The organism is Sphingomonas sp. DMC6 (genome assembly GCF_056314225.1).
The window spans coordinates 764,538-780,578 of the sequence record NZ_JBQUYT010000001.1 but is presented as its reverse complement, the minus strand read 5'-3'; the positions used below and the strand labels follow the sequence as shown (position 1 = coordinate 780,578).

15 protein-coding genes are annotated in these 16,041 nt (G+C 65.8%); 9 read left to right on the top strand and 6 right to left on the bottom strand.

What is annotated here, in order from left to right; all coding sequences use genetic code 11:
* Positions 1-2 precede the first annotated feature (2 nt).
* From ACT53M_RS03485 to ACT53M_RS03475, 3 genes are read left to right on the top strand one after another with little or no spacing between them, the layout of a single operon-like run.
* Complete coding sequence (locus ACT53M_RS03485) at positions 3-1,376, top strand: cryptochrome/photolyase family protein (protein ID WP_476231484.1); 1,374 nt, start codon at positions 3-5, stop codon at positions 1,374-1,376.
* A gap of 40 nt (positions 1,377-1,416) precedes the next feature.
* Complete coding sequence (locus tag ACT53M_RS03480; protein ID WP_476231483.1) at positions 1,417-2,655, top strand: class I SAM-dependent methyltransferase; 1,239 nt, start codon at positions 1,417-1,419, stop codon at positions 2,653-2,655.
* The gene (locus ACT53M_RS03475) at positions 2,655-3,830 is read left to right on the top strand and encodes a serine hydrolase domain-containing protein (RefSeq protein WP_476231482.1); all 1,176 of its coding nucleotides are present in this window, start codon (positions 2,655-2,657) and stop codon (positions 3,828-3,830) included. Before ACT53M_RS03480 ends, ACT53M_RS03475 begins: the two co-directional genes overlap by 1 nt.
* 1 nt (position 3,831) lies before the next feature.
* Here ACT53M_RS03475 and ACT53M_RS03470 read toward each other — a convergent pair whose 3' ends face one another.
* The gene (locus ACT53M_RS03470; protein WP_476231481.1) at positions 3,832-4,542 is read right to left on the bottom strand and encodes an SDR family NAD(P)-dependent oxidoreductase; all 711 of its coding nucleotides are present in this window, start codon (positions 4,540-4,542) and stop codon (positions 3,832-3,834) included.
* A 25-nt stretch (positions 4,543-4,567) separates the two neighbouring features.
* Positions 4,568-6,031, bottom strand: a complete 1,464-nt coding sequence (purF, locus tag ACT53M_RS03465; RefSeq protein ID WP_476231480.1) for an amidophosphoribosyltransferase — start codon at positions 6,029-6,031, stop codon at positions 4,568-4,570.
* Positions 6,032-6,161: 130 nt separating this feature from the next.
* Here purF and ACT53M_RS03460 point away from each other — a divergent pair, with 130 nt between their 5' ends.
* The 3 genes from ACT53M_RS03460 to ACT53M_RS03450 all read left to right on the top strand — a co-directional run bounded on the left by ACT53M_RS03460 (position 6,162) and on the right by ACT53M_RS03450 (position 8,055).
* Positions 6,162-6,410, top strand: coding sequence for a DUF7218 family protein (locus ACT53M_RS03460; RefSeq protein WP_476231479.1), 249 nt, complete (start codon positions 6,162-6,164; stop codon positions 6,408-6,410).
* Between the two features lie 785 nt (positions 6,411-7,195).
* A complete protein-coding gene (gene hisI / locus ACT53M_RS03455) occupies positions 7,196-7,558 on the top strand; it encodes a phosphoribosyl-AMP cyclohydrolase (RefSeq protein ID WP_476231588.1) in 363 nt (120 codons plus the stop codon).
* Positions 7,555-8,055 carry a hypothetical protein gene (locus ACT53M_RS03450; RefSeq protein ID WP_476231478.1) on the top strand — a complete coding sequence of 167 codons (501 nt, stop codon included), beginning with the start codon at positions 7,555-7,557 and terminating at the stop codon, positions 8,053-8,055. The genes hisI and ACT53M_RS03450 overlap by 4 nt, the downstream gene beginning before the upstream one ends.
* 72 nt (positions 8,056-8,127) lie before the next feature.
* Here the strand turns inward: ACT53M_RS03450 and ACT53M_RS03445 are convergent, their stop codons facing one another.
* Positions 8,128-9,228 (bottom strand): HD-GYP domain-containing protein, encoded by a 1,101-nt coding sequence (locus ACT53M_RS03445; protein WP_476231477.1) that lies wholly within the window; start codon positions 9,226-9,228, stop codon positions 8,128-8,130.
* A 362-nt stretch (positions 9,229-9,590) separates the two neighbouring features.
* Between ACT53M_RS03445 and ACT53M_RS03440 the strand changes: the two genes are divergently transcribed.
* The 3 genes from ACT53M_RS03440 to ACT53M_RS03430 are packed head-to-tail and all read left to right on the top strand — an operon-like array spanning position 9,591 to position 12,239.
* The gene (locus ACT53M_RS03440) at positions 9,591-9,950 is read left to right on the top strand and encodes a hypothetical protein (protein ID WP_476231476.1); all 360 of its coding nucleotides are present in this window, start codon (positions 9,591-9,593) and stop codon (positions 9,948-9,950) included.
* Positions 9,951-9,996: 46 nt separating this feature from the next.
* Complete coding sequence (locus tag ACT53M_RS03435; protein ID WP_476228046.1) at positions 9,997-10,425, top strand: MerR family transcriptional regulator; 429 nt, start codon at positions 9,997-9,999, stop codon at positions 10,423-10,425.
* 11 nt (positions 10,426-10,436) lie between these two features.
* Entirely contained in the window at positions 10,437-12,239 is a 1,803-nt protein-coding gene (locus tag ACT53M_RS03430; RefSeq protein ID WP_476231475.1) for an acyl-CoA dehydrogenase C-terminal domain-containing protein, read from the top strand.
* A 47-nt stretch (positions 12,240-12,286) separates the two neighbouring features.
* Here the strand turns inward: ACT53M_RS03430 and ACT53M_RS03425 are convergent, their stop codons facing one another.
* The 3 genes from ACT53M_RS03425 to ACT53M_RS03415 all read right to left on the bottom strand — a co-directional run bounded on the left by ACT53M_RS03425 (position 12,287) and on the right by ACT53M_RS03415 (position 16,010).
* Positions 12,287-13,612: a cell wall hydrolase gene (locus ACT53M_RS03425; protein ID WP_476231474.1), complete on the bottom strand. Its 1,326-nt coding sequence runs from the start codon at positions 13,610-13,612 to the stop codon at positions 12,287-12,289.
* Positions 13,613-13,770: 158 nt separating this feature from the next.
* Positions 13,771-14,691 carry a cysteine synthase A gene (cysK, locus tag ACT53M_RS03420; RefSeq protein ID WP_476231473.1) on the bottom strand — a complete coding sequence of 307 codons (921 nt, stop codon included), beginning with the start codon at positions 14,689-14,691 and terminating at the stop codon, positions 13,771-13,773.
* Complete coding sequence (locus tag ACT53M_RS03415) at positions 14,688-16,010, bottom strand: MFS transporter (protein WP_476231472.1); 1,323 nt, start codon at positions 16,008-16,010, stop codon at positions 14,688-14,690. Before ACT53M_RS03415 ends, cysK begins: the two co-directional genes overlap by 4 nt.
* Positions 16,011-16,041 lie beyond the last annotated feature (31 nt).

Sequence of the window (16,041 nt, the reverse complement as noted above, 5' to 3'; positions counted from 1 at the left end):
GCATGGCTGCACCCGTTCTGCTCTGGTTTCGTCGCGATTTGCGCCTGGCCGACCAGCAGGCCCTGATCGCGGCAGCGGCGGAAGGGCCGGTGATCCCGGTCTATGTTCTCGACGACGAAACGGCGAAGCACCGGGCAATGGGCGCCGCGTCGCGCTGGTGGCTGCACCACAGTCTGGAGGCGCTGGACGACCGGCTGCGCGAAAAGGGCTCACGGCTGGTGCTGCGGCGGGGGTCTTCGGATGTCGCACTTGCCGCGCTGGCGGAGGAAACGGGGGCGACCCGTGTGCATTGCCTCCGCCATTACGAGCCCTGGTGGCGCAATGCCGAGCGGGCCGTGGCGAAGCGGCTGGATCTGGTCGCCCATGACGGCAATTACCTGATGCCGCCGGGCAGTGTGCGATCGGGCAGCGGCACGCCCTACCGGGTCTTCACCCCCTTCTGGAAGGCGTTGCGCGGTTCCTTGCCACCGGCGGCACCGGCCCCCGCACCGCGCATCATCCCACCGCCCGCGCACTGGCCGAAGAGCGATGCGCTGGAGGATTGGGGGCTGCTGCCCCGTTCGCCCGACTGGGCGGGCGGCCTGCGGGCGGAATGGGAGCCCGGGGAAGAGGGGGCGCAGGCCCGGCTCGACGCCTTTCGCCGCCACGCCGCGCGCTATGACGACACGCGCAACCTTCCGTCGATCGACGGAAGTTCGCGCCTGTCGCCGCACCTCCATTTCGGCGAGCTGTCGCCGGCGCAGGTATGGCATGGCGTTGCCGGCGCGGGCGGGCAGGCGGAGGAATTTCTGCGCGAACTGGGCTGGCGAGATTTCGCCCAGAACCTGATCTGCCAGTTCCCCGATTATGGCGGGCGGAACGGCCGCGACGCCTGGGACGGAATGGCGTGGCGGTGTGGACCGGAGGCGAGGGACGATCTGCGCGCCTGGCAGCGGGGTGAGACCGGCTATCCGATTGTCGACGCCGGGATGCGCCAGCTCTGGGCGAGCGGCTGGATGCACAATCGGGTGCGGATGATCGCGGCGAGCTTTCTGGTGAAGCACCTGCTGATCGACTGGCGCGAGGGCGAGCGCTGGTTCTGGGATACGCTGGTCGATGCCGATTATGGTAACAACGCCGTCAACTGGCAGTGGGTATCCGGCACGGGTGTCGATGCGAGCCAGTGGAGCCGAGTGATGGCGCCGCTGGTGCAATCCGAGAAGTTCGACGCCGCCGACTATATTCGCCGCTGGGTGCCGGAACTGGCGCATCTGCCGGACGATGCGATCCATGATCCGGAGGCGGCCGGGTGCCGCCCGGCGGGCTATCCGGCCAAGCGGATCGGTCACCGGGAGGGCCGCGAGCGGGCACTGGTTGCCGGGCGCGCGCTGGCCTGAGGGGTTGCCCGATCCGGGATTGCGTGCATTTAGCGGGGGCATGAACGCTCCCGCCCAGGATGGCGCACGAGTCGCCGAACCCGCCGGCAAGGGCCTGCTCGGCCTGTTCGGCGGCTTCTTCCACCGCCAGCTCGACGGGCTGGACCGGGGTATCGCCGAAGGGCAGCTGGAAGTGCGGACCCCGGATGGCAGCACCCGCCTGCTCGGCGGACGGGCGCCGGGGCCTGCCGCAGTGGTCGATCTGCAGAGTTGGCGGGCGTTGGTGCGGCTGGCGACGGGCGGCTCGGCCGGGTGGTACGAGGCGTGGGAGAAAGGCGAGTGGGCCAGCCCCGATCCGGTGCAGCTTTTCGCGCTGTTCGGTCGCAACCGTGCCGGGCTGGCGGCGCAAGCGCGGTCGCGGGGGCTGGCGCTTGCGGCGAAGCGGCTGCTGCACTGGATGCGGCGCAACCATCGCAGCGGATCGCGCAAGAATATCGCCTTCCATTATGATCTGGGGAACGACTTCTACGCACCCTGGCTCGATCCCTCGATGAGCTATTCCAGTGCCCTGTTTCGCGACGCGGCCGAGACGCTGGAGGCGGCGCAGGCCAACAAGTTGCAGGCGATCCTAGACCGGACAGCGACCGGGCCGGGCGACACCATTCTCGAGATCGGTTGCGGCTGGGGCCCCTTCGCCGAAATCGCCCTGCGGGGCGGGCGGCGGGTGCACGGCATCACGCTTTCGACCGAGCAAAAGGCATGGGCAGAGCGTCGCACGGTTGGCATGGAGGGGGCGACTTTCTCGCTGACCGATTATCGTGACGTGGTGGGCACCTATGACGCGGTCGCCAGCATCGAGATGGCTGAGGCGGTGGGGCGCGAATATTGGCCCGCGTATGCCGCCGCCATTGCCCGTGCACTGAAGCCGGGCGGCAGGGCTGCGCTCCAGATCATCACCTTCGACGATGCGCTGTTCGACGGCTATGCAAACAATGTCGACTTCATCCAGACCTATATCTTCCCGGGCGGCATGTTGCTGCGCGAAAGCGCGTTCCGCGCGCTGACGGCCCGCGAGGGGCTGCGCTGGCAGGATCAGGTCCATTTCGGGCTGGATTATGCCGAAACGCTGCGGTTGTGGCGCGAACGGTTCGACGCCGCGGCTGCTGCCGGGCTGCTGCCCTCCCAATTCGATGATCGTTTCCTTCGCCTCTGGCGCTATTATCTGATGTACTGCGAAGGCGGATTCCGCGGTGGCGGAATAGACGTCATACAAATGACGCTGGTCAAAGAGGGGAAGTGATGGCCAAGAAATGGTGTCTTTTGCTCGCCTTGCTTGCGAGCGCCCCTGCAGCTGCGCAGGCTGTTGTTTCACCTGACGTGCCGCTGGCTGCGAATGACACGGCGGGACTGCGCAAGATCGGCGCCGAGGTGTTGTTCTGGAGCCAGGCCCAGCGCGACGCCAACTTCCCGCACATGGAAAAGCTGTTCCCGGGTCATGTCGTGAAGGCCGGTGGTACAGTCCGCCCGTTACCGGCGGGCAAGCCGTTGCCGGTGCCGGCGGCAGAGGTCGATTCCTATATCGCGGCGAACAATGTCGCCGGGCTGATCGTGGTGCAGGACGGCAAGATTCGTCTGGAGCACTATGCCCGTGGCTATTCCGCCGATGGACGCTGGACGAGTTTTTCGGTCGCCAAGTCCTTCACCTCGACGCTGGTCGGCGCAGCGATCCGCGAAGGCTATATCAAGTCCGTCGAAGAGCCGGTGACCAAATACATCCCCGATCTGGCCGGCAGCGGCTATGACGGGGTGACGATCCGCCAGCTGCTCACCATGACTTCGGGCGTGCGCTGGAACGAGGATTATACCGATCCCAAGTCCGATGTGGCGCGGATGTTTCTGGAGCCGGTCCCGGCGGGACGGGATCCGACCATCTGGTACATGAATAATCTGCCGCGTGAGAGCACGCCAGGTACGAAATGGGTGTACAAGACCGGCGAGACCAATCTGATCGGCGTGCTGGTGCAGCGCGCGACCGGCAAGCCGCTCGCGACCTATCTCAGCGAGAAGGTGTGGCAGCCCTGGGGCATGGAACGCGATGCGTTCTGGATGGTCGATCCGGCGGGGCACGAGGTAAGCGGCTGCTGCCTGTCGGTCAGCCTGCGCGACTATGCGCGAATGGGGATGTTCGCGCTGGCCGGCGGCAAGGGCGTAGTCCCCGATGGCTGGTTCGCCGAGGCGACCCGCGTCCATGCCGAAATCGGCAGGCCCGGCTATGGCTATGGCTACCAGTGGTGGACCTATCCGCAGGGGCGGTTCGGGGCTGTCGGCATTTTCGGGCAGGCGATCCGGGTAGACCCGAAGACCCGCACCGTTATCGCCATTTCCAGCGCCTGGCCCAAGGCCACCGACCCGGAACTGGGCAAGGCGCGGGAAGCGTTTCTCGACCGGCTACTGACTGCCGCCGCAGCGAAGTAGCTTAGCCGACCCGCTCAAAATGGCCGTGGGTGAAGCCTTCGGCCATCAGCGCGGTTATCCGTGCGGCGACGGCTTCCGGGGCCTTCACGCTGGCAGGGTCTTCGCCCGGAAAGGCGCGGGCGCGCATCTTGGTGCGGGTGGCGCCGGGATCGAGAATGCCGACACGGACGCGGCTGATATTTTCGACTTCCTCGCCATAGGTCAGCACCAGATTCTCGAACGCCGCCTTGGACGCGCCATAGACGCCCCAATAGGCGCGCGGCGTCCGTGCGACGCTGGAGCTGATCCCGAGCACGCGGGCCGCAGGCGCCTGGCGGAGCAGCGGATCGAAGGCTGCGAGCAGGGCCGCCTGCGCCGTGACGTTGAGCGTCAGCACCTTGGCGAATTCCTGAAAGTCTATCGCGCTAACGGCGCTCAATGTACCCAGCGACGCCGCGTTGAGCACCAGCATGTCGATTGCCGGCCACCGCTCCCCGATCGCACCGGCCAGTCGGGCGATGGCGTCATTCTCGGCAAGGTCCAGCGGCGCGATCGTCGCGCTGCCACCGGCTTCGAAGATCGCTTCCTCGACTTCCTCCAGCCCGCCTGCGGTGCGGGCGGTGAGGATGACATGCGCGCCCGCCGCCCCCAAAGCAGCGGCGGTCGCCGCGCCGATGCCGCGGCTGGCGCCGGTGACAAGGGCAGTCTGTCCGGAAAGCGGGCGCTCCGTCATGCAATCTCCGTTGGCGAAAGGAAGTTCAGCCGACCTTTTCGGCCAGCAGCGCCAGCTGGTCCGGCGGCGGCGCCAGTTCGTCCTGGTCTGTCAGCGTCGTCGGATAGTCGCCGGTGAAGCAGGCGTCGCAGTACTTCGGATGAATATCCGCGCGGCGCGCCTCGCCCAGCGCCTTGTACAGGCCGTCTATCGAGATGAAGGCCAGGCTGTCGGCATGGATGAAGTCGGTCATGCCGCCCACGTCCATCTTCGCCGCCAGCAGCTTTGCGCGCTCGGGCGTGTCGACGCCGTAGAAGCAGCTGTGCCGGGTCGGCGGCGACGCGATGCGCATATGCACTTCCTTGGCGCCCGCCTCGTGCATCATCTGCACGATCTTGAGGCTGGTGGTGCCGCGCACGATCGAGTCGTCGATCAGCACGATGCGCTTGCCTGCGATCAGGTCGCGATTGGCATTGTGCTTCAGCTTCACGCCAAGGTGGCGGACCTTGTCGCCCGGTTGGATGAAGGTGCGGCCGACATAGTGCGAGCGGATGATGCCCAGCTCGAACGGAATGCCCGACTGCTGGGCATAGCCGATCGCCGCCGGTACGCCGGAATCGGGCACCGGCACGACCAGGTCGGCCTCGACCGGCGATTCGATCGCCAGCTGCGCGCCGATCGCCTTGCGCACCGAATAGACCGAGCGACCGTCGCTGATCGAATCAGGGCGCGAGAAATAGACATATTCAAAGATGCAGGGGCGGGCCGCCTGCGGCGCGAACGGCTTGTGGCTCGAAAGCTCGCCATTGGCCTTCACGATGACCAGTTCGCCCGGTTCGACATCGCGGACATAGTCGGCGCCGACCACGTCGAGCGCGACGGTTTCCGAGGCGAAGATCACCGCATCGCCCAGCTTGCCCATCACCAGCGGGCGGATGCCGAGCGGATCGCGGCAGGTGATCATGCCCTCCGGCGTCATCACGATCAGCGAATAGGCGCCTTCGACCTGCTTGAGCGCATCGATGAAGCGATCGATCAGCGTGCGATATTGCGAAGTGGCGACGAGGTGGATGATCACCTCGGTGTCCGAGGTCGACTGGAAGATCGCACCGCGCCGGACGAGGTCGCGCCGCAGCCGCATCGCATTGGAAATATTGCCGTTATGCGCAACGGCAAAGCCGCCGCTGGCCAGCTCGGCATAAAGCGGCTGGACATTGCGGATCGCAGTCTCGCCTGTCGTCGAATAGCGGACATGGCCACAGGCAGTGGTGCCCGGCAGCGCGCGGATGACATCGTCGCGGTCGAAATTGCCGGCGACATGGCCCATTGCGCGGTGGGTGTGGAACTGGTTGCCGTCCCAACTGGTAATGCCGGCGGCTTCCTGGCCGCGGTGCTGCAGCGCGTGCAGCCCGAGCGCGACCAGCGCAGCGGCGCCTTCGCCATTGGAAACACCGAAAATGCCGCACTCTTCGCGCAGCTTGTCGTCATCGAACGGGTGTGTGGTAAGCATTTGCCCTCGGGGGGATCAGCGACTGTTGCGGGCCATATAGGCGCTTCGTCCCGGTTTGTCTCCGGTCTGTCACACGGAAAAGGAGCGTTTACCGATTTCCTCTGTTGATAGCGGGGAAAGGAGACGGCGCATGGCCCGCGATCATGGTTCCCAGATCAAGGATGACAGCCTCTACGAGAAGCTGCGCGATGAAGGCGCTTCGACAGAAAAGGCGGCGCGCATTGCAAATGCCCGGGCGAACGGTTCGCTCGATTCGGGCGGCGGTCGGCTGGAAGACCGTAGCAAGGCCGAGCTCTACGAAGAGGCCAAGCAGATTGGCATCGACGGGCGGTCGAGGATGGACAAGGACGAACTGGTGAAGGCGATCCGGGAGCATTGAAGGCGGGTGTTGCCGGGCGATGCCCCATCGTCCTGATCTGCAAGGGACAGGGCGCCCGATGGCCGGGTAAAGTTTAGGAAGTTTAGGCCCACGCGCGATCGGCCCGCTTCCCGAAGTTTAGGAAGTTTAGGCCCACGCGCGATCGGCTCGCCTCCCGAAGTTTAGGAAGTTTAGGCTCGGTTGCGTCAATGCGGCTTCCTCCGCGCATCCCTGTCCTCAGCACCAAGCCGTCACCGCGGCGAACGCTGGGGAGCAAAAACCGGACAGCGATCCAGCGGGAAATGCGAGCTTGCGCCGGCCTACCGGGCGCCATCCGTGTGGCGGCTAATACCAAGGTGCATGGGTGGAGACTCATCCCGCTTCCCTCCGTCATCCCGGCGGAAGCCGGGATCCATTCGCCTCTCCTTCTCAGCAAGAGGCGATAGCGAGACCCCAATGGACCCCGGCGTTCGCCGGGGTGACGCTTTGTGAAGCAGCGATGGGTTCTTATCAACGCAACTCGGTATAACTGTGTCCGTGAGCGTGCGCGTGTCTGCCGGCGCGCGTGTGCGGCAGCCTTTTCGGATGGGTTCACGATACAAAGAGCGGCGCGTTTTCCAACGTGGCACGAATTAGAACATATAGTGAACATTCCTGACCAGACAAGACATGTGGCTGCGTAGTGGCGACAGGTACGCATGCGCACCATGTCTGGTCGGGAAGTGGCGACAGGCTCGCTGTCTTTGTGGTGCCGGTCGATCATCGTCACTCGTGACGCATGCGCCATCCCGCGCTACAGCGCTTCCGTGACCGATAACCGCGAAACGGGCGCCACGCTCGACCCCAAATATGACGCCAACGGCCTGATCACCGCCGTTGCCACCCACGCCGCCACCGGCGAGGTGCTGATGCTCGCACATATGAACGCGCAGGCGCTGGCGGTGACGCTGGAGACCGGCAAGGCGACTTTCTGGTCGCGCAGCCGGGGGCGGTTGTGGACCAAGGGCGAGACTTCGGGCCATTTCCTGAAGCTGGTCGAGGCGCGGATCGATTGCGATCAGGATGCCGTGTGGCTGCGCGTCGAGCCGGAAGGGCCGGCCTGCCACACCGGCGCGCCGAGCTGCTTCTATCGCCGCATAGAGGACGGAAAGCTGGTGCGCGACGCATGAGACGGGCGCTGGCGGCGATGCTGCTGCTGGCGCTGGCCGGTTGTGGTGGCGGTGGGCGTGCGCCTTCGCCCGCAGCCTCGGTCGATCTCGAGCAGGCGGCGAAGGCGCGGGGGCTGGTCCATGACCCCGCCGACGGCGCGATTGCCGGTGTGTTTGCCCGCGACACCGACCGCGCCTGTCTGGTGCCGGCAGAGCAGGGGCACCGGATCGGAATCGCGATCGATTATGGCGAGGGCATTGCCTGCAGTGCTGCTGGCACCGCAACGCGGGCAGGAGAGGCGCTGCACATCCGCCTGGGTACGGGCGAAGGGTGCAGCTTCGATGCCCGTTATGACGGGGAGCATATCGCCTTTCCGGGCGCGCTTCCGGCGGGGTGTGCGCGCTTTTGCAGCGGGCGGGCGTCGCTTACCGGCTTGCAGGTGGTGCGGCTGGGAGACTCGGTTGCCGAGGCTCAGGCAATGCGCGATGCGCGCGGCCGGCGCCTCTGCGGCGATTAAGCGAGGGCATCAGGCGCTTCCTGCTTCCCCCGGCAGGTCGGCCCGATGCTTGTTCAATTCAGAAGCCGGGTGTCATTCGTCCGCATAGGCTGCGAGCAGTTCGTCCCGTCGCGTGTCCCAATCCGCCAGTCGCCAGTTGGCGGGTGCTTCGAGTCCAAGGATGGGGTCGTCGCGAACGCTGATCCGCTGTGGGGGCAATTCGCGCTGATTGTCGCCGCAAAGGAAGATGCAGACATCGGGCGTGAAGGGATCCTCCACCGGCGCATTGAGCACAACTGCCAGGCGATTGCTCTGCAGGCGGACCAGCGACCCGATCGGGAAAGCGCCCAGCATCCCCCGGAAGGCATGCAGCACGCGGCGGTCGAAATGGCCCTGCGTGCTGCCCATCCATTCGATCGCCTGACCCGGCGACCAGCGCTTCTTGTACGAGCGGGTCGAGGTGACGGCGTCATAGACGTCGCAGACCGCGCCCATCCGCGCAAAGATGCTCATCGTTTCGGCGGAAATGCCGGTGGGATAGCCGGTGCCGTCGATCTTCTCGTGATGATGGAGGCACACGTCCAGGGCGATTTCGGAACCGATGCTCGACGCGCGCAGCAGCTCATAGCCGCGAGTCGTATGTTCCTGCACCAGCGCATATTCGTCCAGATCGAGCGGACCCGGCTTGTCGAGCAGCTCCACCGGAATTGCCGCCTTGCCGACATCGTGCAGCAAGCCGGCCAGGCCGATCTCGCTGGTCAGCCGGGGCTCGAGTTCGAGCTCCTGCGCCAGCCCGATCATCAGTCCGCACACCGACACTGAATGGAGGTAGGTGTATTCGTGGCGCTCCTTGATCCGCGTGACGCTGGGCAAGGCCAAGGGGTTGCGTTCGACCGAAGCCGCGATCGCGGAGACGATCGGCTTTAGCGCGATCGTGCGCAGCCGGCGGCCAAAACGAATGTCTGAAAAGGCCTCCTCCACGGCATCCCTTGCCAAGGCAACAACCTGGCGGGCGCGATCACATTCCTCGCCGAAAGAGCCCTTGCTGCTGTTCAGGAAGAAGCGGTCATTGGCCTTGCTTGCCCGCTTCGCCGCTGCTGGTCGAGGGGTGCGGCGCGTGCTTGGCCCGCGCCAGTCTTCCGCAGTCAGCACACCGGCTTGTCTGGCAGGCGCCGTGGGGGCTTCCTGATTCATCGTTTCCCTCTTGTATCTGGGTATTTGGACGGTGTTCTGCGTGTAAGTTCACCTATGTTAAATTTGTGTATCTGCGAATGTGAGAATGTCATATTTTCCGCGACGGCGTTCGCGGCCATTTGCGACAAGAAGCATTTTCGTGCACGTGGACGCACCAGCCGTGCACTTTGCCGCAGTTCACGTAAGAGCGATCGGGGAAGTTGGCGAGCCGGACATTGCACGAAGCCATAGAGGGCGGATTTTGCACGGCGCGAATGACTGCCGGACATTGGCGCAGCCTTGGTGATGGTTGTTTGGAGCTGGCGGTCGAGCGGGCTACAACGTCCCGGATCGCGGTTGCCGCCGAGAATAGGGAGTGGGCCATGCGTCTGTTTGTCGGAGCTGTATTGCTGGGTTGCGCCATCGCCACCCCGGCTTCCGCCCAGATATGGAGCGGCCCCACGCCGCAATCCATCGGCAAGCCCTATTCGGGTATCAGGGGAAGCCTGCCGGCATCGCTCGCCAAGGCCGATCGGGAAATCGGCGAAGGTCGCGCGGCGGGGCAATTGACCCGCGGAGACGCCCGGCAGTTACGGCGCGAGAGTCGCGCAATTGCGGAACTGGCGGCGAGCTTTGCTGTCGACGGTCTGAGTGCATCCGAAGAACGCGAACTGGAGACCCGAGCGGCGTTGCTTCACGACGATATCGTACGCGCCAGGAGCTTCAGGACCGGCGCAAAATAAGCGGCACGTGCTTGACGTTCACGTAAAGGGAAAGTAAATTTGCAGCATGACCGCTGCTGCCTTTCCGCTTGAGGCCCTTGCGCCGATCGAACCGCGACCGGATCGCGACTCCTTTTCGATTTCAGACCTTTGCGCCGAGTTCGGCGTCACGCCCCGCGCGCTGCGCTTCTATGAAGACGAGGGGCTGATCGGCCCCGAGCGACGTGGTACCCAGCGAATCTATTCGCATCGCGACCGCGCCCGGCTGGCCTGGATCCTGCGCGGCAAGCGCGTCGGCTTCAGCCTGGCCGAGATCAAGGAGATGATCGACCTCTATGATCTTGGCGACGGCCGGCGGGTGCAGCGGCAGGTCACGCTGGAGCGGTGCCTGGACCGCATCCGTCATCTGGAAGCGCAGAAGCGCGACATCGATGCGCATATCGCCGAGCTCGCCCAGTTCGTCGACCTGATCAAAAGCAAAGAAAACGAGCACTGAGGAACCCTGAAATGCCGCAATACACGCCGCCTTCGCGCGACACGCGCTTCATCCTCGATCGGGTTATCGGGCTCGATCGCTATACCAATCTCCCGCATTTTCAGGCCGCCACCGCCGATGTGGTCGATGCGGTGCTGGACGAGGGCGGCCGCTTCGTTGCCGAGGTGCTGTTCCCGATCAATCATAGCGGCGACCAGCAGGGCTGTACCCGCCATGCCGATGGCAGCGTGACGACGCCGGAGGGTTTCAAGGAAGCGTATCGGCAGTTCGTCGAAAGCGGCTGGGGTACGCTCAGCGCGCCGGAGGAATTTGGCGGGCAGGGCATGCCGCACGTCGTGGCGACTGCGTTCGAGGAGTTCATGATCTCCTCGAACATGGCCTTCGCCATGTATCCGGGCCTGACGCACGGCGCGATCGCCGCGCTGCTGGTCAAGGGATCGGACGAGCAGAAGGCCAAGTACGTGCCGAAGATGGTCTCCGGCGAATGGGGCGGCACGATGAACCTGACCGAGCCGCAGTGCGGCACCGACCTGGGCCTCATCAAGACCCGGGCCGAACCCAATGCCGACGGGTCGTACAGCATCACCGGCACCAAGATCTTCATTTCGTCGGGCGAGCACGACCTGACCAGCAACATCATCCATCTGGTGCTGGCCAAGACGCCGGGTGCGCCGGACAGCACCAAGGGCATTTCGCTGTTCGTGGTGCCGAAGTTCCTGGTGAACGACGACGGCTCGCTGGGCGAGCGCAACGCGGTGTCGTGCGGCTCGATCGAGCACAAGATGGGCATCCACGCCAATTCGACCTGCGTGATGAACTATGACGGCGCCAAGGGCTGGCTGGTCGGCGAGGAGATGAAGGGCCTCGCCGCCATGTTCATCATGATGAACGCGGCGCGGCTCGGCGTGGGCCTGCAGGGGCTGGGCATTGCCGAAGTCGCGATGCAGAACGCGGTCCAATATGCCGGTGACCGTCGCCAGGGTCGCGCGCTGACCGGTCCGCAGGAGCCGGGCGAAAAGGCCGATACGTTGTTCGTCCACCCCGATGTCCGCCGCATGCTGATGGAGGCCAAGGCGCAGATCGAGGGCCTGCGCGCGCTGTGCCTGTGGGGCGCGCTGCAGGTCGATCTGGAGCACGCCGCGCCGACCGAGGAGGAGCGCCAGTTGGCCGGCGACCTGATCGGGCTGCTGACCCCGGTGATCAAGGGCGTCGGCACCGATATCGGCTACAAGGTCGCGACCGATTGCCAGCAAGTCTATGGCGGCCATGGCTACATCGCCGAATGGGGCATGGAGCAATATGTCCGCGATGCCCGGATCGCGATGATCTATGAAGGCACCAACGGCGTGCAGGCGATGGACCTTGTCGGCCGCAAGCTGGCGCTGAACGGCGGCCGGGCGATCCAGGCCTTTTTCCGCGTGGTGACCGAGGAAGTCGGCGCGGCCAAGGGGCACGAGAAGCTGAAGGACTTTGCCGAGGCGCTGGAAAAGGCGCTGGGGCATCTTCAGGGCGCGACGATGTGGCTGGCAGCGAACGGGTTCAAGAACCCCAACGACGTCGGCGCGGGCGCCTATCCCTATATGCAGCTCACCGGCACGGTGGCGCTGGGCCTGATGTGGCTGCGCATGGCGAAGGCCGCCACCGAGGCGCTGGAAGGCGGGGCCGAGGACGTGAAGTTCCTCGAAGCCAAGCTGGTGACGGCGCGCTTCTATGCCGAACACTTCCTGCCCGAGGCGAGCGGCCTGCGCCGCAAGATCGAGGCGGGCAGCGCCGCGGTGATGGCGCTCGACCCGGAGATGTTCCGGGCGGCGTAAGAGGGCAGTGTTAACTTCTCCCCTCCCGGAAAGGGAGGGGAGTGTCGCTACTCGCTGGCGGGCGTAGCGCTCGCCGCCGGCGCAGGCATATCCGACTTGCGCCGAACGCCCCCCAGCAATGCCGGTCCGGGCTGTGGCGTAGGCGATGGGGAAGGCGTGGCCACTGGCGTCGGCGTTGCAGCCGGTTGCGGATAATATTGGCGCCGCATGCATTGCGCCGGGCTTGGGCGGCGATACTGGTCGCAGTTCCACAGCGACTTCGCATAGCCCGCGCCGGCGTCGCGCAGATAGCTGAATGACATGGCCCCCGCCTGGTCACCGGTCGGGGGCAAGCGGTCGGGCTTCTTCGTGGCGTCCTCCCACGCCATGAACTTGCAATAGCGCCGCTCGCCGCAGGTCCGGAGCGCGAGCGCGGGATAGAGGTCCGGGATCATGTCCGGATCTAGGGTGACCAGAAACACGTTCGGGGCGCCGGGCGCCGGCTGCGGCACGGCACTGGCGGGAATGCTCGCCACGGCAGCATTCATGTCGACGATCAGGTCGCGGCCCGCAGCGGGCGCTGCGCTGCTCCCGTCGCCCTGATGCGCGGACGACAGGCGGCTCATCAGCGGAATGTTCGGCTCGTCGGCGATATAGTCGCGATTGAAGGCGGGCGGCGTGCCCCACCAGCCGGCCCAGCGGAAGAACAGATGGGTGTGAACCGCGACGATCTTGTCGAGGCTGGCGCTCCAATAGGGCACCACCCAGTCGGTATGATAATGGGTTGCATGGCCGACCGGGCGATAGACGGTGCCGGAAAGCGCCGCACGGGCGATCTCTCTCGCGCGCGCCCAGGCTGCGGGTGTCGGCGCATAGCGCAGCAGCGCGCCGTCGCAGGTGAAGGTGAACTGGCAGCCGGTGCTGCGCTCCGATCCCTGAAAGACCACGCCGCAGATCGTTTTGGGGAAGGCAGGGTGGCGGGTGCGGTTGACGACGACCTGCGCGACGGCGCGTTCCCCGACCGCATCGTCACCCGCTTCGTAATAGGCAGCGGCGGCAAGGCAGTCGATCGCGCGCGCCTGGCTCAGTGCCGCGCCATAGAGGTGAAAGGGCCGTGCCGCCGGATTGGGCGCCGTGGAGAAGGGGATCGATTCGTTGAACGCGCGTGCGTCGTCCGGCGACAGGTCGGCGATGGCGACGGGCTCTACGGAGGGCAGCTCCTCCTTCGGCACCACCCTGTTGGGCAGTGCGACCGGGAGGCGACGATGTTTCGGCACAACCCGGGGCGCGTTGATCACCAGCAGCGCAGGCACAACGATCGCGGCAAGCGCAATCACGCCGAGCACGACGCGCAGCCACGCGGGAACAGGAGGGTTCGGGGTAGCGGATGTCACGGGCGGTTGCGCGGTCTCGATCTCGGGTGGCCGGCCTTATCCCAAGCCTGAAGCGGTGGAAACCGCTGGCGGCGGGAAGGGTTCACGCAAGGCCCAGCGCAGCCGGTGTACGCCTGAGGGACGGCAGGGCGGCCCGGGGGGACCGCCCCGCGCGCCGATCAGTTCTCCGGCAGGAAATCCGGCACGCTCAGATAGCGCTCACCGGTGTCGTAGTTGAAGCCGAGCACACGCGTGCCGTTGGGCAGGTCGGGCAGCTTCTGCAGGATCGCCGCCAGCGTCGCGCCGGAGGAAATGCCCACCAGCAGCCCCTCTTCGCGGGCCGAACGACGCGCCATGTCCTTGGCAACGGCGGCATCGACCTTGATGACACCGTCGATCGCATCGGTATGCAGATTCTTCGGCACGAAGCCCGCGCCGATGCCCTGGATCGGGTGCGGTGCCGGCTGGCCGCCGGAAATGACAGGTGATGCCTCCGGCTCGACGGCAAACACCTTCAGGTTCGGCCATGCCTTCTTCAGCGCCTCGGCGACGCCGGTGATATGGCCGCCGGTGCCGACGCCGGTGATGATCACGTCGATCGGCGAGTCGCGGAAGTCGTTCAGGATTTCCTGCGCGGTGGTGCGGACATGCACATCGATGTTCGCGGGGTTTTCGAACTGCTGCGGCATCCACGCGCCCGGAGTCGTTTCGACGATTTCCAGCGCGCGTTCGATAGCGCCCTTCATGCCCTTTTCGCGGGGGGTGAGATCGAAGGTGGCGCCATAGGCGAGCATCAGCCGGCGGCGTTCGACTGACATGCTCTCCGGCATCACCAGGATCAGCTTGTAGCCCTTGACCGCCGCCACCATCGCGAGGCCGACACCGGTATTGCCGCTGGTCGGCTCGACGATCGTGCCGCCGGGCTTCAGGCTGCCATCGGCCTCCGCCGCCTCGATCATCGCCAGCGCGATTCGGTCCTTGATCGACCCGCCGGGGTTCGAGCGCTCGGACTTGATCCAGACTTCGGCGCCGGGAAACAGCTTGTTGATGCGGATGTGCGGCGTGTTGCCGATCGTCTCGAGGATCGTGTTGGCCTTCATGACTGCATCTCCTTGGGAGGGATTTCGAGTGTGGCCGGAGGATCGAAGGTACGAGCCCGCTTGAGTTCGGGAAATAGCTTGGCCCACAGCGCCGTGACAAGGACCGCGCCGATGCCGCCGCCGATCACGGCGGCGACCGGGCCGATCAGCGCGGCGAGGAAGCCCGATTCGGCCTCGCCCAGTTCGTTCGATCCGGAAATGAAAAGCGTGGAAACCGCGCCCACACGCCCGCGCATGGCATCGGGCGTATAGAGCTGGATCAGCGACTGGCGGACATAGACCGAAACCATGTCAGCGGCCCCCAGTGCAAACAGCGCGGCGAGCGAGATCAGCACGGCGGGGGCGAAATCGCTGCCGACGGCGCGTGGACCCAATATCGGCACCAGCACGGGCGCAGCGGCACCGAAGACGATGGTGGCAACGCCGAAAGCGGCGACCGCCAGCAGCATCTTCACGCCGACCTGCGTCTTGAGCGGGCGCCATGAGAAGAACAGCGCGGTCATCACTGCACCCAACGCGGGAGCGGCGCGCAAATGTCCCAGCCCGGCCGAGCCGACTTGCAAAATGTCGCGCGCATAGACCGGCAGCATCGCCGTCGCGCCGCCCAGCAGCACCGCGAAGAGGTCGAGCGAAATCGCGCCGAGCACCAGCCGGTTGCGACGGACATAATGGAGGCCGTCGACCATCTGCGCCCAGGGACTGCCGGTGAACTTCATCGCGCTGCGCGGAATCGGGCCGATGAGGAACAGCATCAGCAGCGACAGCAGGAACAGCCCGCCCGACACGGCATAGGCCAGCCACGAGGCTGCGGCGTAGAGGTAGCCGCCCAGCGCCGGGCCTATCACGGTACCGGCCTGCCAGGCGAGTGAGCTGAGCGCGATGGCCGTCGGCAGGATCGCCTTGGGTACCAGATTGGGGGCGAGTGCGCCGAGCGCGGGGCTGGCAAAGGCGCGTGCGACGCCCAGCAATGCGGCAATGCCGAACAGATGGGGCAGGGTGATGGTGTGCCGCCACGTCAGCCAGGCGAGGCTCAGCGCGCAGAAGGCCTCCAGCGCCAGTGCGCCGCGGGCAATCCAGCGCCGGTCGACACGGTCGGCTGCCCAGCCGGCGAACAGCGACAGGAACAGCAGCGGCAGGAACTGCGCCACGCCGATCATGCCGAGCTGGAACGACGCGGCGCGGATGCTCATCGAATGGCGGGCCAGATCGTACACCTGCCAGCCGATCACGATCACCATCGCCATCTGCCCCAGCGTCGCGGCGAGGCGGGCAATGAAATAAGCACGGAAATGCGGGACGGCGAGCGGATGGGTTGCCATAGCCTGCCTCTTGGCGCGTCCCGCGCTGCGC